The organism is Kitasatospora sp. NPDC098652 (assembly GCF_044760155.1).
In the GTDB taxonomy this organism is placed as follows: Bacteria; Actinomycetota; Actinomycetes; order Streptomycetales; family Streptomycetaceae; genus Kitasatospora.
In genome coordinates this window covers 63,134-83,575 of sequence record NZ_JBIWAQ010000023.1, presented here as the reverse complement: position 1 = coordinate 83,575, position 20,442 = coordinate 63,134, and the positions used below count along the sequence as shown (strand labels likewise).

The window sequence follows — 20,442 nt, the reverse complement described above, 5'->3', positions numbered from 1 at the left end:
CGACCCGGCTAGGCCCGCACCACCCGGCTACGCCCGCACGACCCGACCGCCGACCTCGACCAGCCCGCCCGGCCGCGGACCGGCCAGCAGCTGCGAACCCCGGCCCTGGGTGACGGTCACCGCCCGCCCGAGCCGGGCCGCCAGCAGCAACGCCGCCGCGCCGGTCGCCTCGTCCTCGTCGATCCCGTCGCCCCGGCCCGGGAAGGCCCGTGCCCGGACCGTACCGGCCGCCTCGTCCTGCCAGGCCCAGGCGTACACCCACTCCCCCGGCGGCGGCACCTCCAGCGCCTCCACCTCGGCGGCCGAGCCGTACTGCCGCAGGGTCCGCCCCGGGGCCCACTCCGGCCGGGCCTCGATCCGGGTCAGCCCACCCTCGCGCCGCACCGCCACCTCCCCCGCGGCGGTCACCAGCCGGTCCACCCCGAGCAGCCAGGCGGCGCCCACGCACGGGTGGCCGGCGAAGGGCAGCCGCACGCTCGGGGTGTAGATGTCGATCTCCCCGCGCTCCGGGTCGTCGACGAACACCGTCTCGCTGAAACCGAGTTCACCGGCGAAGGCCTGCCGCGCCGCCCGCCCCGGCACGGCGGCGCCGTCCCGCACCACGCCGAGGGCGTTGCCGTGCCGCCCGTCCGGCCCGCAAAAGACCCGCAGCACCTCATAGTCAGTCATTTCCCACCTCGTCAATTACCGCTCCGGCACCAGTGCGACTCAGCGCAACGACACCGTGATGAAAAGGCGACGACGATTGTCGGCCCCCTCCAGTACTGTGCGCTGTCGTCCCCGGACGGTTCCCGTCGTTTTTCTCCTCCCACAGGAAATCCCTTGAACAATCTCGACTTCACCAATGAGCCCGGCTTCTCCTGATACGTCGTCCTGCTGGCGCTCAGCGGCACCATCATGGTGGTCCTCGGCGTCCTGCCCCTGCGCGGGCTCAAGGTCGGCATGCGGATCCTCAACCTCGTGATTGGCCTCGGGTTCGCGGGCTACGCCTACTACCTCGCGTTCGTCTTCGAGGGCGGGACCTACCGGATCTTCTTCCAGGCGCTGATCCTGCCGATCGCCATGATCGTCACCACGGTGAAGGCGGTCGTCGAACGCAGCAACGCCAAGAACGCGCCGCAGCAGCCGGTCACGCCGTACACCCCGCACGCGCCGTACAACCCCAACGCCCCGCAGGCGCCGTACAACCCCAACGCCGCCGCCCCGCAGGCCGCGTTCAACCCGAACGCCCCGCAGGCCGGGCAGTCGGGCCAGCCGGTGGCGCCGCAGGGCGCCGTGCCGAACCAGCCGGGCGCTCCGGCGCAGCCGGTGGCGGACAACCCGTACGCCCAGCCGCAGCCGCCGCAGCAGCCGGCCGGCTGAGCCCCGGAACGCCGGAAGGCCCGTCCGTCCCCGCCTTCGAGCGGGGACGGACGGGCCTTGTGCTGTCGGGGCTCAGTTCCCGGCGCGCTGTCGGCGGCGGGCGACGACCAGGGTTCCGATGCCGAGGGCGATCGCGGTCGCGCCGGTGATCGCCATCGGGGCGGCCGAGGAGCCGCCGCCGGTGGAGGCGAGCCGGGTGGTCTCCACGACCGCCGGGGCCGGGGCGGCGGCAGCGGCGGCCTGCGGGGTGTCGGCCGCGGGGCTCGGCGCGCCGGTGGTGACCTGCGCGGCCGGGACGGCGGCGCTGGACGGATCGGCAGTGGCCCGGGTGCTCGGCGCAGCAGTGGCCGAGGATGTGGGGGCCGGGGCGCCGGACCCCGCCGTGGCGGCCTCGATCCGGAAGTCCACCTTCGGGCTGGAGGTCCCCCGCTCGGTCCCGCCCGGACCGGCCAGGCTGTAACCGTTGGCGAACACCGACTCGGTGCCCACCGGTGCGTCCTTGGTCCAGGCCAGCCGCAGGTTGACCGTACGGGTCTCACCGTCGGGCAGCGGAATGATGTCGGTGCTCTTGTTGCCGGTGTACAGCGCCACAGCCAACTGGGTGCTGGGGAGGTCCCCCAGCGGCGACGGAGTGCCGGCCAGCCACTGGCCCTGCTGGGTCTGGAATTCGAGCCTGACCACTGCGGGAAGGAACGCGTTCTCGCCCTGGAGGACGACCGCCGGGACGATTTGGAGGTCCTTGCCGGTGTGGTTGCTGTAGACCACCTTGAACGCCTTGGCCTCGCCACCGGCCGTGAAGGAGGCGGGCACACCCTCGACCTTCACGTCCGGGAGCCCGACCGGGGCCGGGGTGGTCGGGCCACCCACCGGAACGACCGTGAAGTTCGGGGTGCCGCCCCAGGCAACGGTGGGGCGTTGCCCCGGGGCGGGCAGGGTCGGGTCCAAGGCCACCGCGCTGAGGGCGGCGGAGGCCGGGCCGGGGGCGGCGTCGGCGGCGAAGGTCAGCCGCAGCCGGTAGGTGAACTCGGCGCCGGCCGCCAGGTGCAGCTCGGCGGCGAACTGGTCCAGCGCCCAAGCGCCGCCGGCGTCGTTGCCCTGCACCTTGGCGTCATGCCACTGGGTGTCGCCGGGGCGCTGGTACTCCAACCTGAGCTGGCTCTGCCGGGGGCCGCTGCCGCGGACCGTCGTGACGACGAAGTCGGTCTGCACGTCCAGCTGGTGGTCGGCGGTGTTCTTGAGGGTCGAGGTGAACTCGACCGAGGTGCCCGCCTCGACCGTGGTCGGGAATGCGCTCGTGGTGATCACGATGGGCGAGGCCAGGCCTTGCGGCGGTGAGACGGGAGCCGTCGGACCGGCTGTCGGGGCCGCCAGCGCCGCCGGGGCCGAGGCCAGGGCGGCGCCGGAGGCCAGCGCGGCCGCGGCGGCCACGGCGAGGATTCTGCGGGGCTGATTGCGCAAGGGGACCTCACGGGAGAATTCGGGCACAGCCCGAGAAGAGTGCGAAATCGCAGGCGTGAGGGGCCTCTTGAGGCCGTGACGGCGCCGCCGGTTTTTCCCCCCACCATCAGCGACCGCGGAATCATATCCCTCAGCCCGGACACCTTCGCGAACGGGTTTTCGTACCCGCATCTCCGGGTCATCCCTGAGGCGGACCCCGATCCGGGTCTACGTCTTCCCGGTGACCGACCGGGGTCGAGGATCGCCTGGTGGGTGGAGGTTTCCGGGCCGCCGGCGGCGGAGTATGGAAGTACGCCCGCCGGACCACCCGGCACCGGCAGCCAGCCAAGGAGTTCCCATGAGTGCGCGCCTCGCCCGTCCCCGCCACAACCGCGTCATCGCCGGCGTCTGCGCCGGGATCGCCGAGCGCTTCGGCCTCACCCCGTGGACCGTACGACTGATCTTCCTGCTGTCCTGCCTGCTGCCCGGCCCGCAGTTCCTGGTCTACCTCGCGCTGTGGGTGCTGCTCCCCCAGGAGCCGTGAGGCCGTACCGGCGGGCACGACGACGGGCCGCCCGCTCCCGGGGTCTCCGGGGGCGGGCGGCCCGTCGTCGTACGGCGGCCGGGGTCAGCCGGTCAGGCCCGGCAGCGGCAGTGCGCCGGTCAGCCCGCCGACGGGAGTCTTGTCCAGGCCGGGGACGCTCGGGACGGCGCCACGCTGCTGGGTGACGCCGGCGAGCGGAGCGGCGTCGGCGGCGGGAGCGGGAGCGGGAGCGGCCTGACCGGCGCTCGGGGTCAGAGTGCCGAGGGTGCCGGCGACCTTGTCGCCGCCGGGCAGCTTGGCCGCGGTGTCGGTGACCGCACCGGTCACCGCGGGGTTCGTCACCGCGCCGGTGGGCAGCCCGAGGCCGCCGGCCGCCTGGCCGGCCGCAGAGGCGGTGCCGGCGCCGACCGCTGCGATGGCGATGCCGAGCGCCGCGGTACCGGCGGCCTTGAGAGCCTGCTTCATGGTTCGTCCCCTTGAGTCCTCGTCGGTGGCCGACATCGCGCAGGGCGGCGGACGGGCGATTGCCGCCACGGCCTGTCAGCATTGACTGGCACACCGTAGTGACAGGATCGCGTGAGAACCAAAGGGCGTTCACTCACTCGAGTGAGTAGTCGGATGAACGCCAACTTCCGTGCCCGGAAGCCGCGTTCATCCGACCGCAGGGGCGGGTCGTCGGCTCAGCTGCCGGCGGTGCCCACGCTGAACAGCCACTCCGCCTTGAGCTCGGCGTAGCCCGGCTTGATCACGTCGTTGATCATCGCCAGCCGCTCGTCGAAGGGCAGGAACGCGGACTTCATCGCGTTCACCGTGAACCACTCCATGTCGCCCAGGGTGTAGCCGAAGGCGTCCACCAGGTGCCCGAACTCCTGGCTCATGCTGGTACCGCTCATCAGCCGGTTGTCGGTGTTCACGGTGACCCGGAACTTCAGCCGGCTGAGCAGCCCGATCGGGTGCTCGGCGTACGAAGCGGCCGCCGCCGTCTGGAGGTTGGAGGTCGGGCACATCTCCAGCGGGATGCGCTTGTCGCGCACGTACGCGGCCAGCCGGCCCAGCTCGACGGTGCCGTCCTCGTTCAGCGTGATGTCGTCGACGATCCGCACGCCGTGGCCGAGCCGGTCGGCGCCGCAGCACTGCAGGGCCTCCCAGATCGACGGCAGGCCGAAGGCCTCGCCCGCGTGGATGGTGAAGTGGTTGTTCTCGCCCTTGAGGTAGTCGAAGGCGGCCTGGTGGCGGGTGGGGGGGTAGCCCGCCTCCGCGCCCGCGATGTCGAAGCCGACGACGCCCGAGTCCCGGTGGCGGTTGGCCAGTTCGGCGATCTCCTGCGAGCGGGCGGCGTGCCGCATCGCGGTGATCAGGGTGCCGATGCGGATCCGGTGGCCGGCCGCACGGGCGTTGGCCTCGCCCAGGCGGAAGCCCTCCTGGACGGCCTCGACGACCTCGTCCAGGCTCAGGCCGCCCTCCAGGTGCTGCTCGGGGGCGTAGCGGACCTCGGCGTACACGACGCCGTCGGCGGCCAGGTCCTCGGCGCAGTCGGCGGCGACCTTGATCAGGGCCTCGCGGGTCTGCATGACGGCGCAGGTGTGGGCGAAGGTCTCCAGGTAGCGGACCAGCGAGCCGGAGTCGGCGGCCTCGCGGAACCACTCGCCGAGCTCCTTGGCGTCGGTGGTGGGGAGTCCCTCGTAGCCGTTCGCGGCGGCGAGCTCGACGACGGTCTCGGGGCGCAGTCCGCCGTCGAGGTGGTCGTGCAGCAGGACCTTCGGCGCGCGGCGGATCTGGTCGGGGGTGGGAATGCGCGGGCCCGTGCCCGCGGTGGTGACGGGGATCTGCTTCTCCATTGCGGAAATATAGCCCCTACGCGCGTAGACCCACCACCGGGAACACCACCGGATGGTCCAAAGCAGGACCGGAATTCCACCGCCCGGTCCATAGGATCCGCCAAATCCACCGCGGTGCGCCCCCCACCGCGGTCGTGGAGCCCCTCACCTCAGTCGTGGTGCAGCAGCCGCCCCCGCCGGGACAGCACGAAGTCCCGGAACGCCGCCACCGGCGGTGTCAGCGGCCGCCCCGCCGCCCAGGCCAGCCCGATCGCCCGCCGGGTCCGCGGCGCGGTCACCTCCAGCTCCACCACCCCGGGCCGCGGCACCAGCGCCGGCGGCAGCAGCGCCACCCCCAGCCCGGCCGCCACCAGCCCCCGCAGGGTCTCGGTCTCCTCCCCCTCGAAGGCCAGCCGGGGCACGAAGCCGGCCTGCCCGCAGAAGCCGTCCGTGATCATGCGCAGCCCGTAGCCCTGCTCCAGCCCGACGAACGTCTCCTCGGCCACCTCCGCCAGCCGGATCCGCCGCCGTCCCGCCAGCCGGTGGTCCGCCGGGACGGCCAGGTGCAGCCGCTGCTCGTCCAGCGGGCGGGCCGTGAAGGCCGGGTCGTCCGGCAGCGGCGCGACCAGGCACAGGTCCAACTCGCCCGCCCGCAACCGCTCCAGCATCGCCGTGCCGTAGTCCTGCACCAGTTGGAACCGCACCCGCGGGTGCGCCACCCGGAAGCCGCGCAGCAGCGCCGGGACGGCGTCCGGGCCCATCGTGTGCAGGAAGCCGAAGGCCACCCGCCCCGCCGCCGGGTCCGCCTCCGCCCGGGCCGCCTCCGCGCCGCGCTCCAGCTCCGCCAGCGCCCGCTCCACCGAGGCAAGCAGCAGCCGGCCCGCCCTGGTCAGCCGGACCGTCCGGCCCTGACGGGCCAGCAGCTCCACCCCCAGCTCCGACTCCAGCCGGGACACCGCGCGCGACAGCGTCGGCTGCGGCACCCCGAGCAGCGCGGCCGCCTGGGTCACGTGCTCCAGCCGGGCCACCGCGGCGAACCGCGCCAGCCTGGGCGCCAGCAGCACGGCCGGCTCCCGGGGCCCCAACTCGGCCGCCCGGTACGGCTGCTCCGTTCCGTCCGACACATCCGCCACGGCCATCCCCGTCCCACCTCGACCCATACGCCAGTGCATCGATCATCCACTCTTCATGCATTGGACGCATCAGCCGCGCCGGGCCTAGCGTCGATGCCATGCAGCCCTCCGATACCAGGGCATCCGCGGGCACCCCGGATGCCTCCGCCGCGCACACCCTCGACCGGGACGACCGCCACCGCCCGGGCGGACCCGGCTTCCGCCGCGCCAACCTCGCCCTGTTCGCCGCCGGGATCGCGACCTTCGTCCTGCTCTACTCCACCCAGGGCCTGCTGCCGGTCCTCTCGGCCGACCTCGACCTCACCCCCGGCCAGGCCAGCTGGACGGCCTCCGCCGCCACCCTCGGCCTCGCCCTCGGGCTGCTCCCGGCCAGTGCGCTGTCCGACCGGTACGGCCGCACCGCGGTGATGACGGCCTCCGTCCTCGCGGCCTCCGCCCTCGCCGTCGCCCTGCCCCTCGCGCCCGGCCTCACCACCCTGGTCGCGCTGCGCGTCCTCCAGGGCGCCGCCCTCGCCGGGCTCCCCGCCACCGCCATGGCCTACCTCGCCGAGGAGGTCCACCCCAGCGCGCTGGCCTCCGCGATGGGCCTGTACGTGGCCGGCAACAGCATCGGCGGCATGGGCGGCCGGCTGGTCTCCGGCTGGACCGCCGCCGCCCTCGGCTGGCGCTGGGGCCTCGCCGCCTCCGCCGCCCTCGCCCTGCTGGCCGCGCTCGCCTTCCGGCTGCTGATCCCCGCCGCCCGGCACTTCACCCCGGCCCCGGTGGACGCCCGCGCGCTCGCCCGTACCGTCGGCCGGCACCTGCGCAACCCGCTGCTGGTGCGGCTGTACGCGCTCGGCATGCTGTTCATGGCGGTGTTCGGCGCGGTCTACAACACCGTCGGCTACCGGCTGATCGCCGCGCCCTTCCACCTGCCGGAGTCGGTCGCCGCCTCGATCTTCGTCGTCTACCTGGTCGGCACCGGCACCTCCGCCGCGGCCGGCCGCCTCTCCGGCCGGCTCGGCCGCCGCGGCACCCTCTACGTCGCCATCGGCGTGACCGCCGCCGGGCTGCTGCTCTCGCTCGCCGACTCCCTGGTCTGCGCGCTGCTCGGGCTGGTACTGATCACCGCCGGCTTCTTCGCCGGCCACGCCACCGCCTCCGCCGCCGTCGGCCGCACCGCCACCGAGGGCCGCGCCCAGGCCTCCGCCCTCTACCTGATCGCCTACTACCTGGGCAACAGCCTCGGCGGCACCCTCGGCGCCGACGCCTACCACTCCACCGGCTGGCCCGGCGCCGCCACCGTCGGCCTCACCGCCATGGCCCTCGCCGCCGCCGTCACCCTCTACGCCACCCACCAGGCGCATGCCACGAGGCGAGCGGTCGCGGACGCTTGACAGTCGCCGCCGATACACTCCGGAACATGAGCATCGATCCTGCTGTGTACGCCCGGCTGCGCGAGATCGCGGATCAGCTGCCGCAGGTGCCGGGGATAGGGAAGATCGAGATCGCGGACGGCGAAATCGTCATGATGATGTCGCCGGTGAAGCGCCACGAGCTTGCCGTCATCCGCCTGGCCCGACAGCTCAACGCCCAGCTGCCCCAGACCCATCCTGGCTACATCGCCCATGGCGGCGCGGACTTGGAGGACATCGGCATCGGTCGACTCCGGAATCCCGACCTGATGGTGTTCCCCGAGGCGGATCTGGACGATGACAAGCCGGCATTGCTCCCCCACGAGATCCTTCTGGTCGTGGAGATCGTCTCCAAGTCCAACCCTGAGAACGACTACCACGGCAAGGTCCGCGACTACTCGGCCATGGGAATTCCGCTGTACCTCCTGGTCGATCCCCGCAAGGGCACCGGAATCATCCACGACGGCCCCGGCTACACCTCCCGCGAGAAGTTCAAGTTCGGCGACACGATCACGGTCGGCCCCTGGACCCTCGACACCAGCGTCCTGCGGACCTACGCCTGAGCACGCGAAGGAGCCCGCACCGTCGTGTGCGGGCTCCTTCGCGGGTGGCTCAGGCGGCCGGCGCGTGGAAGCGGACGGCGGCCTCGGTGTCGGGCGTGACGTGGATGTCGAGCTCGGCCTCCAGCGCGCCTGCCAGCCGCTGCAACAGCGGGAGCGTGGGCACCATGCCCGCTCCCTCGATGCACTCGATCTCGTCCTCGGTCATGTTGGCGCGACGGGCCACCTCGGCCTGCGACAGGCCGAGAGCGGTGCGACGGTCGTAGAGAGCCTGCCCGAACGCCCAGGAGTAGCGGAATTCCAACTGCTCCGCAGCCGCCTCCGGACTCTCCTGCACCTGCTCGCCCAGCAGCTCGCGCGTGCGGCGGGTCTTCCACTGAGAGTGGTTCACTCCTGCTCTCCTTCCGGGACGATCCGGCCGCGATAGTGCCGCGGAGGAAGCGCGATGAGCCGGTCCCGAACCTCTGGCTCGATCTCGACCGTGAAGCGGTCAACTGCCATGTGCGGCAGCGTAAGCCACGCTGCCGCACATGGAGTAATCGTATGACTACGCGATGCGGTCGAGCACGATCGGGTTCGGGGTGAACGCGGTGCCCTCCGGGGAGACCGTGATGCCGCCCGCGAGCGCCTCGATGGCGTAGTCGTAGCGCTCGGGGGTGTCGGTGTGCAGGGTCAGCAGCGGCTGGCCGGCCACCACGGTGTCGCCGGGCTTGGCATGCATCTCGACGCCGGCGCCGGCCTGCACCGGGTCCTCCTTGCGGGCGCGGCCGGCGCCCAGGCGCCAGGCGCAGACGCCGATCGCGTAGGCGTCCAGCTCGGTGAGCACGCCGGAGGCGGGCGCGGGGATGACGTGCTGCTCGCGGGCGACCGGGAGCGGGGCGTCCACGTCGCCGCCCTGGGCGGCGATCATGCGGCGCCAGTGGTCCATCGCGGAGCCGTCGCGCAGCGCGTCGGCGGGGTCCTTGCCGTGCACGCCGGCCGCGGCGAGCATCTCGCGGGCGAGCGCCAGGGTCAGCTCGACGACGTCGGCCGGGCCGCCGCCGGCCAGCACCTCGACGGACTCGCGGACCTCCAGCGCGTTGCCCGCGGTGAGGCCGAGCGGGGTGGACATGTCGGTGAGCAGGGCGACGGTGTTGACGCCCGCGGTGGTGCCCAGGCCGACCATGGTGCGGGCGAGCTCGCGGGCGTCGTCCAGGTTCTTCATGAAGGCGCCGGAGCCGACCTTGACGTCCAGCACGAGCGCGCCGGTGCCCTCGGCGATCTTCTTGGACATGATCGAGGAGGCGATCAGCGGGATGGCCTCGACGGTGCCGGTGACGTCGCGCAGCGCGTACAGCTTCTTGTCGGCGGGGGCGAGGCCGTCGCCGGCCGCGCAGATGACCGCGCCGGCGTCGCGCAGCACGTCCATCATCTCGTCGTTGGAGAGCAGGGCGCGCCAGCCGGGGATGGACTCCAGCTTGTCCAGGGTGCCGCCGGTGTGGCCGAGGCCGCGGCCGGACAGCTGCGGGACGGCGGCGCCGCAGGCGGCGACCAGCGGGGCGAGCGGGAGGGTGATCTTGTCGCCGACGCCGCCGGTGGAGTGCTTGTCGCTGGTGGGCAGCGGCAGCGAGGAGAAGTCCATCCGGACGCCGGAGCGGATCATGGCCTCGGTCCAGCGGCTGATCTCGTGCGGCTTCATGCCGTTCAGCAGGATCGCCATGGCCAGCGCGGACATCTGCTCGTCGGCGACCTCGCCACGGGTGTAGGCGTCGATGACCCAGTCGATCTGAGCGTCGCTCAGCTCGCCGCGGTCGCGCTTGGTCCTGATGACGGAGATGGCGTCCATGCGTGCTCCAAGAGGGGTTTCAGATGCGTCGTACAGATGCGTCGAGAAGATGCGTGGAAATGCGAAGAGTGCCGCGAGATGACCGGGTTCCGGCCCACTCGCGACACTCTACGCGCGTAACAATTGCCGAAGCTAGAGCCGCTCCGGGCCGAACGCGTCGGGCAGGACCTCGCTCATCGGCTTCACGCCGGAGGCCAGGTCGACCAGCAGTCCCGGTCCGCCGTGCTCGTACAGCAGCTGGCGGCAGCGCCCGCACGGCATCAGCAGTTCGCCCGCGCCGTCGACGCAGGTGAAGGCGACCAGTCGGCCGCCGCCGGAGGCGTGCAGCGCGGACACCAGCCCGCACTCGGCGCACAGCCCTAGCCCGTACGAGGCGTTCTCCACGTTGCAGCCGCTGACCAGCCGACCGTCGTCGACCAGCGCCGCCGCGCCGACCGGGAACTTGCTGTACGGGGCGTACGCGTGGCCCATGGCCTCGCGCGCCGCCTCGCGCAGCCGCTCCCAGTCGACCGCGGGGGCCGTCACTTGCCCTGGCCCTTGCGGTAGACCTGACCGTCGGCCTTGGGCATCCGCAGGCGCTGCGAGGCCAGCGAGAGCACCACCAGGGTGATCAGGTACGGGGTGGCGACGATCAGCGGACGCTGCACCTCGTCGGTCAGCGCGTACCAGGCGCCGAGGCCGCCGGCCACCACGAAGGAGACCACGGTCGCGGTGTACTTGCGGCGGTACAGCTGCCACAGGGCGAACAGCGCCATCGCGATCGAGACGACCAGGATCAGCACGTGCACCGACTCCGGGTCGCGCAGCTGGAGGCTGTCGGTGAAGCCGAACAGGCCGGCGCCCATGGCGAGACCGCCGGGCATCCAGTTGCCGAAGATCATCGCCGCGAGGCCGATGAAGCCGCGGCCCAGGGTCTGGCCGTCCTTGTAGAAGTGCGCGGCGACCAGCGAGAGGTACGCACCGCCGAGGCCCGCGAAGGCGCCCGAGGCGATGACCGCCAGGTACTTGTACTTGTAGACGTTGACGCCCAGCGACTCGGCGGCCGTCGGGTTCTCACCGCAGGAGCGCAGCCGCAGGCCGAACACCGTGCGCCAGAGCAGGAAGTAGCTGACCACGATCAGCACGGCGGCCAGCACCACGACCACCGAGAGGTTGGTGACCAGACCGCCGAGCACGCCGGCGAGGTCGGAGACCAGGAACCAGTGGTGGTTCTCGATGGTCTTCAAACCGGAGGACAGCCCCGGGACGGTGATGTACGGCAGCGGGTCCGCCGGCGGGGACTGGTTCGCCCCGGCACCGGCCGAGATGTAGTCCTTGTAGTAGATCCGGTTGACGTACGCGCAGATGCCGGGGATCAGCAGGTTGATGCCGACGCCGGAGACGATGTGGTCGACGCCGAAGGTGACGGTGACGACCGCGTGGAGCAGACCGCCCAGCGCACCGCCGAGCATGCCGGCCAGCAGACCGACCCACGGGTTGACCAGGTAGCCCGCCCAGGCGCCGCAGAAGGTGCCGGCGACCATCATGCCTTCGAGGCCGATGTTGACCACGCCGGCCCGCTCGGACCAGAGACCGCCCAGACCGGCCATGCCGATCGGCACGGCGGAGCCGAGCGCCGCGGCGACCTGACCGGAGGAGGTCAGCGAGTGGTTGCCGGTGGCCATGCCCACGGCGGCGAACAGGACCAGGGCGCCCGCGATCAGCAGGAGCACCACGGGCCAGGACAGCTTGCGCTTCTTCGCAGGCTTGCCCGTGGGCTCTCCGAGCGGAAAGACGACCCTCTTCCAGTAATCGGCCGTAAAGTTCTGGCTCATGCCGCAACCTCCTTGTTGCTAGCTGCGGCGGCCTGGGCGGCGAGCTGGGCGCCGACCTTCTGCTGCTGGCGCTTCAAGCCGTAGCGGCGCACCAGCTCGTACGCGACGACGACGCAGATGACGATGGTGCCCTTCATGACATCGACGATCTCGAAGGGGAACCCGCCCTGGAGCGGCAGCTGCGAGCCGGTGGCGTCCAGGAAGGCGAACAGCAGGGCCGCGAAGGCGATGCCGATCGGGCTGTTCCGGCCGAGCAGGGCGATCGAGATGCCCAGGAAGCCGAGGCCGGGCTGGAAGCTCTGGCCGTAGTAGTACGAGTTCTGCAGCAGCTCGGGCAGGCCGATCAGACCGGCGATGGCGCCCGAGACCACCATCGAGATGACCACCATGCGCTTGACGTTCACGCCGGACGCGGTCGCGGCGGACTCCGAGCGGCCGGTGGCGCGCAGGTCGAAGCCGAAGCGGGTGCGGGTCAGGGTGAACTGGAAGACCACACCGACCAGGGCGGCGACGAAGATGAAGCCCCAGAGGTTCCCACCGGCGGTGGGGATGCTGAAGAAGTGGCTGGACTGCGAGACCGGGTCGGTCTGGATCGAGTTGCTGGTGCCGCTGACCTTCGGGGCGAAGATGCCGGGAACGAGCAGCAGACCGACGATCGCGAGCGAGATCGAGTTCAGCATGATGGTCGAGATGACCTCGCTGACACCGCGGTAGACCTTGAGCAGACCGGCGATGCTCGCGTACAGGCCGCCGACCAGCATCGCGGTGACCAGCAGCAGCGGGATCTGGATGATCGCCGGCAGGTCGACCTGGGCGCCGACGAAGGCCGCGAACAGCGCGGCGACCTTGTACTGGCCCTCGACGCCGATGTTGAACAGGTTCATCCGGAACCCGAACGCGGCGGCCGCGGCGGCCAGGTAGTAGGTGGTGGTCCGGTTGAGGATGTTCACCTGGCCGTCCGACTTGGTGGCGTACGTGATCATCACGTTCCACGCGTCGAACGGGTTCTTGCCCGAGGTCGCCAGCAGGACGGAACAGATCGCGACGGAGAGCACGACCGCGAGCACCGGCGCCGCCAGTGCGAGCACGATCCGCTCACCGCTGATCCGCTGCGCCAGGCTGCGCTTGGCGGCGGGGTTGGGACTGGTCATGGGTTACTCCCCCGCCTGCGGGTCGTCGGCGGTGTCGGTGTGCGGGTGCTCGGCCGCGGCCTCGGTGCCCTCGGCGGCGACGGCCTGCGCCTCGGCGACGGCCTCCGGCTCGGACTCGATGTGGCCTGCGGCGGCACCGGTCATCGCGGTGCCGAGGTCCTCGGCGGTGACGGTGGCCGGGTCGGCGTCGGCGACCAGGCGGCCGCGGTAGATGACCCGGATGGTGTCGGAGAGGCCGATCAGCTCGTCCAGGTCGGCCGAGATCAGCAGGACGGCCAGGCCCTCCCGCTGGGCGACCCGGATGTGCTCCCAGATCTGCGCCTGCGCGCCGACGTCCACACCGCGGGTCGGGTGGGCGGCGATCAGCAGCTTGGGCTGGTGGCTCATCTCGCGGCCGATGATCAGCTTCTGCTGGTTGCCGCCGGAGAGCGAGGCCGCGGTGACCTCGATGCCGGGGGTGCGGACGTCGTACTTCCGGACGATCCGCGCGGTGTCCTCGCGGGCGGCGGCCGGCTTGAGCAGCACCCCGCTGGAGTTGGGCTCCTCGGTGACGTGGCCGAGGATCCGGTTCTCCCAGAGCGGGGCCTCCAGCAGCAGGCCGTGCTTGTGGCGGTCCTCGGGGATGTAGCCGATGCCGGCCTCGCGGCGGGCCCGGGTGAGGGTGCCGGAGAGGTCCTTGCCGTCCAGGGTGACGGTGCCGCCGTCCAGCGGCAGCATGCCCATGATGGCCTCGACCAGTTCGGCCTGGCCGTTGCCCTCGACACCCGCGATGCCGAGGATCTCGCCCTTGTGGATGCGCAGCGAGATGTCGTCCAGGACGACACGCTCGATGCCCTCGGCGTCGGTCTTGGCGATCCGCAGGCCCTCGACCTTGAGCATCTCGGTGGCGGTGACGGTCGACTCGCGGCTCTCCGGGGAGGGCAGCTCGGCGCCGACCATCAGCTCGGCCAGCTGGCGGGCGGTGACGGCCTTCGGGTCGGCGTCGCCGACCGTGGTGCCGCGCCGGATGACGCTGATCGCGTCGGCCACCGCGAGCACCTCGTGCAGCTTGTGCGAGATGAAGATGACGGTGACGCCCTCGGCCTTGAGCTCGCGCAGGTTGTCGAACAGCGCGTCGACCTCCTGCGGGACGAGTACGGCCGTGGGCTCGTCGAGGATCAGGATCTTGGCGCCGCGGTACAGCACCTTGAGGATCTCGACGCGCTGGCGGTCGGCGACGCCGAGGTCCTCGACCAGGGCGTCCGGGCGCACGCCCAGGCCGTACTGGTCGGAGATCTCCTTGATCTTCGCCTTCGCCTTGGCGCCGATGCCGTGGAGCTTCTCGCCGCCGAGGACGACGTTCTCCAGCACGGTGAGGTTGTCGGCCAGCATGAAGTGCTGGTGCACCATGCCGATGCCGCGCGCGATGGCGTCGCCGGGGGTGTGGAACTCGCACAGCTCGCCGTTGATCGCGATGGTGCCCTCGTCCGGCTTCTGCATGCCGTAGAGGATCTTCATCAGCGTCGACTTGCCGGCGCCGTTCTCGCCCATGAGGGCGTGCACCGTGCCGGTACGGACGGTGAGGTTGATGTCGTGGTTGGCCACGACACCGGGGAAGCGCTTGGTGATGCCGCGCAGTTCGACGGCCGGGGTCGCCGTCCCCGCGCTGGGGGTTCCGTCCTTGCGCAGGGGGACGGGGTCTGATGCGGTGATGGCGGTCTCCTGGTGGTCTGGAGGCGCGTCGTTGCGCTCGGAGGGCCAAGGGGGGACAGGGGAAACGTGGAGACGGAACGGGGCCCGGGGGTGCGTCGAGCGCACCCTGCCGGGCCCCTCCCGTTGATCGAGTCGATCATCGCGCTACCGGGCAGGCGGCAGCGTCAGGTCGCGTCCGGGACGCGCCGTCCTCAGGAGGTCGGCGCGGTCGGGATGGTGGTCGCGCCGCTGGTGATGGCGTCGCTGGCGGCCTTGAGCTTGTCCTGGATGTCGTCGATCTTGCCGCCGGTGGTGGCGAGCGAGACACCGTTGGCCTTGAGGTCGAAGAGCTTGATGCCGGTGAACGGCGTGCCCTTCTTGACCGAGTCGATGTACGCGTACACCGCGTTGTCGACGTTCTTGACCATCGAGGTCAGGATGCTGTTCTTGAACTTCGCCAGGGCCGGCTGGTTGGCCTGGTCGGAGTCGACGCCGATGGCCCACTTGCCCGCGTTGGCGACGGCCTCGATGGAGCCGTTGCCGGAGGAGCCGGCGGCGGAGTAGATGACGTCCGCGCCCTTGTCGAGCTGGCCCTGCGCGGCCTCCTTGCCCTTGTCGGGCGAGTTGAAGCCGGTGAAGTCCGGAGGCGTGGTCAGGTAGGTGGTCTCGACCTGGATGTTCGGGTCGACGGACTTGGCACCCGCCTTGTAACCGGCCTCGAACTTCTTGATCAGCTCGGACTGGACACCACCGATGAAGCCGATGTGGTGGGCCTTCGACTTGTTCGCGGCGGCGACGCCGGCGAGGTACGAACCCTCCTGCTCGGCGAAGAGCAGCGAGGTGACGTTGGACGGCTGGTCCTTGTCGTTCGAGTCGATGATCGCGAACTTGACGTTCGGGTTGTCCTTGGCGACCTTGTTGACCGCCGGCTGGTAGACGAAGCCGACCGCGATGATGGTCTTGTAACCGGCGTCGACCAGGTTCTTGAGGCGGGTCTCCTTGTCGGCCTCGGCCTCGCCCGACTTGGCCTCGGCCTCGGTCACGGAGACGCCCAGGTCGGCCTTGGCCTTGTCGAGACCGCGCGCGGCGGAGTCGTTGAAGGACTGGTCACCACGGCCGCCGATGTCGTAGGCCATGCCGACCTTGAGAGCGTCGGAAGACCCGGAGGAGGCGTTGGTGTCAGTGCTCTTTGCGCCGCAAGCGGCGAGCGAGGCCATGCCCAGGGAACCCGAGAGCACAACCGCGGCGAGCTTCATTGAACGGCGCAAGGGAGTTTCTCCTTCTCACACGCACCCGATTAGCGTGGTCGGACGCCACCGTAACGCGCGTAGAACACGGTTGGGTTACGGGCTGCCGGAGCATTCGGGTTGTTATCAAACCGTGGTCTGACGGCCTTCCCCGAGCCCCTTTTCCCGTGCGCGGACGGTGAATCCGAGACTTGGTCCGCCCAGTCTACGGAACCGGTCCGAAACTCCGGAGCTCGACAACCTGCGCACGCGTCGACCACAAACCCCCTCGGAACGGTCAGATCCGGTCATCCTCCAGGGCCAGCGCCGAGAACAGCTCCACACCCACGCCGATCGCCCGCTCGTCCACGTCGAAGCGGCCCTGGTGCAGGTCACGGACGGTGGTGTCGCCGGGGGCCCGGACGCCCAGCCGGGCCAGCGCGCCCGGGGCGTGCTCCAGGTACCAGGAGAAGTCCTCGCCGCCCAGGCTCTGTTCGGTGCCCTCCACCACCTGGGCGCCGTCCCCGCCGAACCGGGCGGTCATCGTCTCCTCCAGCCGCGCGACCGAGACCGCCTCGTTGACCACCGGCGGCACCCCGCGGTGGTAGTCCAGGGTCCACTTGGCCCGGTAGGTCTCGGCGAGCTTGGCGATCAGCTCGTGCAGCAGGTCCGGCGCCTCGCGCCAGCCGTCCAGCTCCAGGCAGCGGACGGTGCCCTCCAGTTCGGCGTGCTGCGGGATGACGTTGGCCGCGGAGCCGGAGGCGATCCGGCCCCAGACCAGGCTGACGCCCCAGCGCGGGTCCATCCGGCGGGCCAGGGCGGCCGGCAGGTCCGCGGCCATCCGGGCGATCGCGGTCACCAGGTCCGTGGTCAGGTGCGGGCGCGCGGTGTGCCCGCCGGGGCCGTCCAGGTGCAGCACCAGGCGGTCGCAGGCCGAGGTGATCGCGCCGACCCGCAGGGCGATCCGGCCCACCTCCACCTTGGGGTCGCAGTGCACCGCGTAGATCCGGCCGACGCCGTCCATCCCGCCCGCGTTGATGACGTCCAGCGCCCCGCCGGGCATGACCTCCTCGGCCGGCTGGAACACCAGCCGGACGGGGCGGCGCAGCTCGCCGGAGCGCAGCGCCCCGGCCAGCACCAGGCCGGTGCCGAGCAGCACCGAGGTGTGCACGTCGTGGCCGCAGGCGTGGGCCCGGCCGGGGACGGTCGAGCGGTACGGCACGTCGGTCTTGGCGTCGTCGATCGGCAGCGCGTCGATGTCGGCGCGGAAGGCCAGGAACTCGGTGCCCGCAGCGGTGCCGGCCGGGACGAGGTCGACCAGCAGCCCGGTGCCGCCTGGCAGCACCCGCGGCGCCAGGCCCGCCGCGACCAGCCGGTCGCGCAGCAGGTTGGTGGTGCGGAACTCCTGGCGGCCCAGCTCCGGGTGCCGGTGCAGATCACGGCGGAAGGCGATCAGCTCGGGCTCCAGCCCCCGGACCCGGGCGCGCAGTTCGGCGGCGGGGCGTGCGGCGGCGAGAATGGCGCCCGGCTGAGCGGGCTCAGGACGGTTCATCTCCCCAAGAGTAGGCCCGTTGGGGGGATTTGGCCCGACTTCCGGAAAACCAGTCCCCGGATGGGCGCATACCGGCCGGACAGGTGGGTATGACATCTCGTTTCAGCCGCCTTCCCCGGGTTGCTTGCCCTGTGCAACGATCACCCTGGCCGGTGGTCACGGCCGCCACCGGCTTGACGCCCGGGCCCGTTGACGGCCGCTCAGCAGGCCCGTTCGGCGGCCGCCCCCCTGCAGTGCGCCCGGCGCCCGGGTGACGGCCGGACCGGAGCGCTCGCTCCGCGCACCCGGTTGAGATGATCGGACGAACGACCGGATGAGCCCCAGGGAGTGGCAATGACCGAGCAGAAGGTGGCCGTGGTCACCGGTGCCAGCAGCGGAATCGGCGCGGCGACCGCCCGTCGGCTGGCCGCCGAGGGCTTCGAGGTGGTGCTGACCGCGCGCCGGACCGAGCGGATCGAGGCGCTGGCCAAGGAGATCGCCGAGCGGGGCGGCTCGGCCAGGGCGGTCACGCTGGACGTCACCGACCGGGCCGCCGTGGACGCCTTCGCGGCCGAGGTCGGCCGGGTGGACGTCCTGGCGAACAACGCGGGCGGCGCGATCGGCGCGGAGACCGTCGAGCACGGCGACCCGGCCGACTGGCGGGCCATGTACGAGGTGAACGTGCTCGGGGTGCTGCACGTGACCCAGGCGCTGCTGCCCGCCCTGCGCGCCACCGGTGACGGCACCGTGCTGGTGCTCTCCTCGACCGCCGCGCTGGCCGCGTACGAGGGCGGCGGCGGGTACGTCGCGGCCAAGCACGCCGCCCACACCATCGCGGCGACGCTGCGGCTGGAGCTGTGCGGGGAGCCGATCCGGGTGATCGAGATCGCGCCCGGGATGGTGAAGTCCGAGGGCTTCGCCGTCACCCGCTTCCGCGGCGACGAGGAGAAGGCCGCCGCCGTGTACGCGGGCGTGGCCGAGCCGCTGACCTCGGAGGACATCGCGGACACCGTGGCCTGGGCGGTCACCCGGCCCTCGCACGTGAACATCGACCTGCTGGTGGTCCGCCCGCGGGCGCAGGCCGCCAACCACAAGGTCCACCGCGGCTGACCGGCCCCGTCCCGGCGGGCGGCCCGACGACACCCCGATCGAACACGTGTCGCACACGAGTGGTACACACGTGCGATGACGATCTTCCGGGCCGCCCGCCCACGGGTGCTGCTGACCGCCCTGGCGGCCGGCACCCTGCTGCTCACCGCCGCCTGCAACGACACCGTGACGACGGCTCAGGACAAGGCCTCCGGCACCACCGCGCCCGCCGCCGGCAGCCCGACGGCCACCCCGACGCCCACCGCCAGGCCCAAGGGCGAGGCCGACCCGGCGCTCAAGGCCTTCTACGGCCAGCAGATCACCTGGGCGGACTGCCCGGCCGACCCCAAGGCCGAGAAGGCGAAGATCGACACCTCCGGCATGCGGTGCGGCAAGCTGCACGTCCCGCTCGACTACGCGAACCCCGCCACCGACGCGATCGACCTCGCCCTGGTCAAGTACGCGGCGGCCGACCAGGGCAAGCGGATCGGCTCGCTGATGGTCAACCCCGGCGGCCCCGGCGCCTCCGGCGTCGAGATGGTCAAGTACGGCGCCAAGGACTTCGCCGGCACCCTGCACGACCGCTTCGACGTGATCGGCTTCGACCCGCGCGGCACCGGCGACAGCTCCCCCGTGGTCTGCTACGACGACAAGCAGCTCGACGCCGCCAACCAGGAGGACGCGCCGGACGACCCCGCCGAGCGCAAGGCCGCCCACGTCAAGCAGTCCACCGACCACGCCGCCGCCTGCCAGGCCAAGTCCGGCAGGCTGCTGCCCTTCGTCGGCACCCGCAACACCGCGCGCGACCTGGACGTGCTGCGCGCCGCCGTCGGCGACCAGCGGCTCAACTACCTCGGCATCTCCTACGGCACCTACCTCGGCGCCCTCTACGCCGAGGAGTTCCCGCAGAACACCGGCCGGCTGGTCCTGGACGGCGCCGTCGACCCGGCCCAGGACAACCTGGACCACGGCGTCGACCAGCAGGTCGGCTTCGAGAAGTCCTTCGAGCGCTTCGCCGCCGACTGCGTGGACAACCACCCCGACGAGTGCCCGCTCGGCACGGACCGGACCAAGGCCGCCAAGAAGGCCGCCGACTTCCTGGACGGCCTCCACGACCATCCGCTGACCACCAAGGACGGCCGCAAGCTCGGCCGTGACATGGCCTGGACCGGCGTCATCTCCCTGCTGTACGGCGACGAGAAGACCTCCTGGCAGTACCTGCGGGCCAGCCTCGGCTGGGCGATGAAGCGCGACAAGGGCGACTACCTGATGGCCTTCGCCGACGACTACAACGGCCGCGACCAGGACGGCCACTACAGCCCGATGGACGAGGCCAACAGCGCGATCAGCTGCGCCGACGCGGCCCGCCCCGCGCCGACCCCCGAGCACGCCCGGCAGGCCGTCGAACGGCTGCGGACCGAGGCGCCGCTGCTCTCCAAGGGCGTCACGGTGGACGACTACGCCGAGCCCGGCTGCGCCTACTGGCCGTTCAAGACCCAGGAGAAGCCGCACACCATCCGCGCCGAGGGCGCCGCCCCGATCCTGGTGGTCGGCACCACCGGGGACCCGGCCACCCCGTACTCCTCCGCCGAGAAGCTGGCCAAGGGCTTCGCCAAGGCCACCCTGCTCACCCGGGTGGGCGAGGGCCACGGCGCCTTCGGCAAGGGCAGCGCCTGCACCGACCTCGCCATGGCCGCCTACCTGACCGACGGCACCATGCCGGCCGAGGGCACCCGCTGCGGCTGAGCCGCTAGCAGATCCGTACGGGGAGGGCGCTGACACGAAGGTGTCAACGTCACAACTTGATAGCTCGTCCGGATGAATTCCGCGCGCGCCCTCCCCAACTGATGGGCACTCAACTACGTTTGAGGGGCTGCCAGAACGGCGC

19 protein-coding genes are annotated in these 20,442 nt (G+C 71.8%); 6 read left to right on the top strand and 13 right to left on the bottom strand.

What is annotated here, in order from left to right; translation table 11 throughout:
- Positions 1-27: 27 nt before the first annotated feature.
- Positions 28-669 (bottom strand): PhzF family phenazine biosynthesis protein, encoded by a 642-nt coding sequence (locus tag ACIQWA_RS34400; protein WP_402489345.1) that lies wholly within the window; start codon positions 667-669, stop codon positions 28-30.
- Positions 670-897: 228 nt separating this feature from the next.
- Between ACIQWA_RS34400 and ACIQWA_RS34395 the strand changes: the two genes are divergently transcribed.
- Positions 898-1,362, top strand: coding sequence for a hypothetical protein (locus tag ACIQWA_RS34395; protein WP_402489342.1), 465 nt, complete (start codon positions 898-900; stop codon positions 1,360-1,362).
- Between the two features lie 72 nt (positions 1,363-1,434).
- On the opposite strand, the gene ACIQWA_RS34390 is transcribed toward ACIQWA_RS34395, so the two are convergent.
- A complete protein-coding gene (locus ACIQWA_RS34390) occupies positions 1,435-2,790 on the bottom strand; it encodes a hypothetical protein (RefSeq protein ID WP_402489339.1) in 1,356 nt (451 codons plus the stop codon).
- A 367-nt stretch (positions 2,791-3,157) separates the two neighbouring features.
- Between ACIQWA_RS34390 and ACIQWA_RS34385 the strand changes: the two genes are divergently transcribed.
- Positions 3,158-3,343 (top strand): PspC domain-containing protein, encoded by a 186-nt coding sequence (locus tag ACIQWA_RS34385; protein WP_188308551.1) that lies wholly within the window; start codon positions 3,158-3,160, stop codon positions 3,341-3,343.
- Between the two features lie 84 nt (positions 3,344-3,427).
- Here ACIQWA_RS34385 and ACIQWA_RS34380 read toward each other — a convergent pair whose 3' ends face one another.
- From ACIQWA_RS34380 to ACIQWA_RS34370, 3 genes are all read right to left on the bottom strand, one after another.
- The gene (locus ACIQWA_RS34380) at positions 3,428-3,808 is read right to left on the bottom strand and encodes an ATP-binding protein (RefSeq protein WP_402489336.1); all 381 of its coding nucleotides are present in this window, start codon (positions 3,806-3,808) and stop codon (positions 3,428-3,430) included.
- Between the two features lie 215 nt (positions 3,809-4,023).
- Positions 4,024-5,181 (bottom strand): adenosine deaminase, encoded by a 1,158-nt coding sequence (locus ACIQWA_RS34375; RefSeq protein ID WP_360238059.1) that lies wholly within the window; start codon positions 5,179-5,181, stop codon positions 4,024-4,026.
- Positions 5,182-5,330: 149 nt separating this feature from the next.
- Positions 5,331-6,299, bottom strand: a complete 969-nt coding sequence (locus ACIQWA_RS34370; protein ID WP_402489334.1) for a LysR family transcriptional regulator — start codon at positions 6,297-6,299, stop codon at positions 5,331-5,333.
- 92 nt (positions 6,300-6,391) lie between these two features.
- On the opposite strand from ACIQWA_RS34370, the gene ACIQWA_RS34365 reads away from it, so the two are divergent.
- Positions 6,392-7,669 carry an MFS transporter gene (locus ACIQWA_RS34365; protein WP_402489331.1) on the top strand — a complete coding sequence of 426 codons (1,278 nt, stop codon included), beginning with the start codon at positions 6,392-6,394 and terminating at the stop codon, positions 7,667-7,669.
- A gap of 26 nt (positions 7,670-7,695) precedes the next feature.
- Complete coding sequence (locus ACIQWA_RS34360) at positions 7,696-8,250, top strand: Uma2 family endonuclease (RefSeq protein WP_402489329.1); 555 nt, start codon at positions 7,696-7,698, stop codon at positions 8,248-8,250.
- A gap of 49 nt (positions 8,251-8,299) precedes the next feature.
- Here the strand turns inward: ACIQWA_RS34360 and ACIQWA_RS34355 are convergent, their stop codons facing one another.
- From ACIQWA_RS34355 to ACIQWA_RS34320, 8 genes are all read right to left on the bottom strand, one after another.
- The gene (locus tag ACIQWA_RS34355; RefSeq protein ID WP_402489327.1) at positions 8,300-8,638 is read right to left on the bottom strand and encodes a helix-turn-helix domain-containing protein; all 339 of its coding nucleotides are present in this window, start codon (positions 8,636-8,638) and stop codon (positions 8,300-8,302) included.
- A 156-nt stretch (positions 8,639-8,794) separates the two neighbouring features.
- The gene (locus tag ACIQWA_RS34350; protein ID WP_402489324.1) at positions 8,795-10,072 is read right to left on the bottom strand and encodes a thymidine phosphorylase; all 1,278 of its coding nucleotides are present in this window, start codon (positions 10,070-10,072) and stop codon (positions 8,795-8,797) included.
- A 132-nt stretch (positions 10,073-10,204) separates the two neighbouring features.
- The gene (locus ACIQWA_RS34345; protein WP_360238071.1) at positions 10,205-10,597 is read right to left on the bottom strand and encodes a cytidine deaminase; all 393 of its coding nucleotides are present in this window, start codon (positions 10,595-10,597) and stop codon (positions 10,205-10,207) included.
- Positions 10,594-11,886 (bottom strand): ABC transporter permease, encoded by a 1,293-nt coding sequence (locus tag ACIQWA_RS34340; protein WP_360238073.1) that lies wholly within the window; start codon positions 11,884-11,886, stop codon positions 10,594-10,596. The genes ACIQWA_RS34345 and ACIQWA_RS34340 overlap by 4 nt, the downstream gene beginning before the upstream one ends.
- On the bottom strand, positions 11,883-13,037 hold the full coding sequence (locus ACIQWA_RS34335) for an ABC transporter permease (RefSeq protein WP_360238075.1): 1,155 nt from the start codon (positions 13,035-13,037) through the stop codon (positions 11,883-11,885). Before ACIQWA_RS34335 ends, ACIQWA_RS34340 begins: the two co-directional genes overlap by 4 nt.
- Before the next feature lie 3 nt (positions 13,038-13,040).
- Positions 13,041-14,567, bottom strand: coding sequence for an ABC transporter ATP-binding protein (locus ACIQWA_RS34330; protein ID WP_402489395.1), 1,527 nt, complete (start codon positions 14,565-14,567; stop codon positions 13,041-13,043).
- A gap of 353 nt (positions 14,568-14,920) precedes the next feature.
- Entirely contained in the window at positions 14,921-15,976 is a 1,056-nt protein-coding gene (locus ACIQWA_RS34325; RefSeq protein ID WP_360238077.1) for a BMP family ABC transporter substrate-binding protein, read from the bottom strand.
- A 256-nt stretch (positions 15,977-16,232) separates the two neighbouring features.
- Complete coding sequence (locus ACIQWA_RS34320) at positions 16,233-17,486, bottom strand: amidohydrolase (RefSeq protein WP_402489320.1); 1,254 nt, start codon at positions 17,484-17,486, stop codon at positions 16,233-16,235.
- Positions 17,487-17,819: 333 nt separating this feature from the next.
- Between ACIQWA_RS34320 and ACIQWA_RS34315 the strand changes: the two genes are divergently transcribed.
- Both ACIQWA_RS34315 and ACIQWA_RS34310 read left to right on the top strand, forming a co-directional pair.
- Positions 17,820-18,575 (top strand): SDR family oxidoreductase, encoded by a 756-nt coding sequence (locus ACIQWA_RS34315; protein WP_402489317.1) that lies wholly within the window; start codon positions 17,820-17,822, stop codon positions 18,573-18,575.
- Between the two features lie 75 nt (positions 18,576-18,650).
- Positions 18,651-20,300: an alpha/beta hydrolase gene (locus ACIQWA_RS34310; RefSeq protein WP_402489315.1), complete on the top strand. Its 1,650-nt coding sequence runs from the start codon at positions 18,651-18,653 to the stop codon at positions 20,298-20,300.
- Positions 20,301-20,442 lie beyond the last annotated feature (142 nt).

Excerpts from the sequence above, each read along its gene's own strand:
- ACIQWA_RS34335 (WP_360238075.1), bottom strand. The coding sequence starts at position 13,037 with ATGACCAGTCCCAACCCCGCCGCCAAGCGCAGCCTGGCGCAGCGGATC.
- ACIQWA_RS34380 (WP_402489336.1), bottom strand. The coding sequence starts at position 3,808 with ATGAAGCAGGCTCTCAAGGCCGCCGGTACCGCGGCGCTCGGCATCGCC.
- ACIQWA_RS34315 (WP_402489317.1), top strand. The coding sequence starts at position 17,820 with ATGACCGAGCAGAAGGTGGCCGTGGTCACCGGTGCCAGCAGCGGAATC.
- ACIQWA_RS34340 (WP_360238073.1), bottom strand. The coding sequence starts at position 11,886 with ATGAGCCAGAACTTTACGGCCGATTACTGGAAGAGGGTCGTCTTTCCG.
- ACIQWA_RS34375 (WP_360238059.1), bottom strand. The coding sequence starts at position 5,181 with ATGGAGAAGCAGATCCCCGTCACCACCGCGGGCACGGGCCCGCGCATT.
- ACIQWA_RS34385 (WP_188308551.1), top strand. The coding sequence starts at position 3,158 with ATGAGTGCGCGCCTCGCCCGTCCCCGCCACAACCGCGTCATCGCCGGC.
- ACIQWA_RS34330 (WP_402489395.1), bottom strand. The coding sequence starts at position 14,567 with ATGGGCGAGAACGGCGCCGGCAAGTCGACGCTGATGAAGATCCTCTAC.
- ACIQWA_RS34360 (WP_402489329.1), top strand. The coding sequence starts at position 7,696 with ATGAGCATCGATCCTGCTGTGTACGCCCGGCTGCGCGAGATCGCGGAT.
- ACIQWA_RS34350 (WP_402489324.1), bottom strand. The coding sequence starts at position 10,072 with ATGGACGCCATCTCCGTCATCAGGACCAAGCGCGACCGCGGCGAGCTG.
- ACIQWA_RS34365 (WP_402489331.1), top strand. The coding sequence starts at position 6,392 with ATGCAGCCCTCCGATACCAGGGCATCCGCGGGCACCCCGGATGCCTCC.
- ACIQWA_RS34395 (WP_402489342.1), top strand. The coding sequence starts at position 898 with ATGGTGGTCCTCGGCGTCCTGCCCCTGCGCGGGCTCAAGGTCGGCATG.
- ACIQWA_RS34400 (WP_402489345.1), bottom strand. The coding sequence starts at position 669 with ATGACTGACTATGAGGTGCTGCGGGTCTTTTGCGGGCCGGACGGGCGG.
- ACIQWA_RS34320 (WP_402489320.1), bottom strand. The coding sequence starts at position 17,486 with ATGAACCGTCCTGAGCCCGCTCAGCCGGGCGCCATTCTCGCCGCCGCA.
- ACIQWA_RS34310 (WP_402489315.1), top strand. The coding sequence starts at position 18,651 with ATGACGATCTTCCGGGCCGCCCGCCCACGGGTGCTGCTGACCGCCCTG.
- ACIQWA_RS34370 (WP_402489334.1), bottom strand. The coding sequence starts at position 6,299 with ATGGCCGTGGCGGATGTGTCGGACGGAACGGAGCAGCCGTACCGGGCG.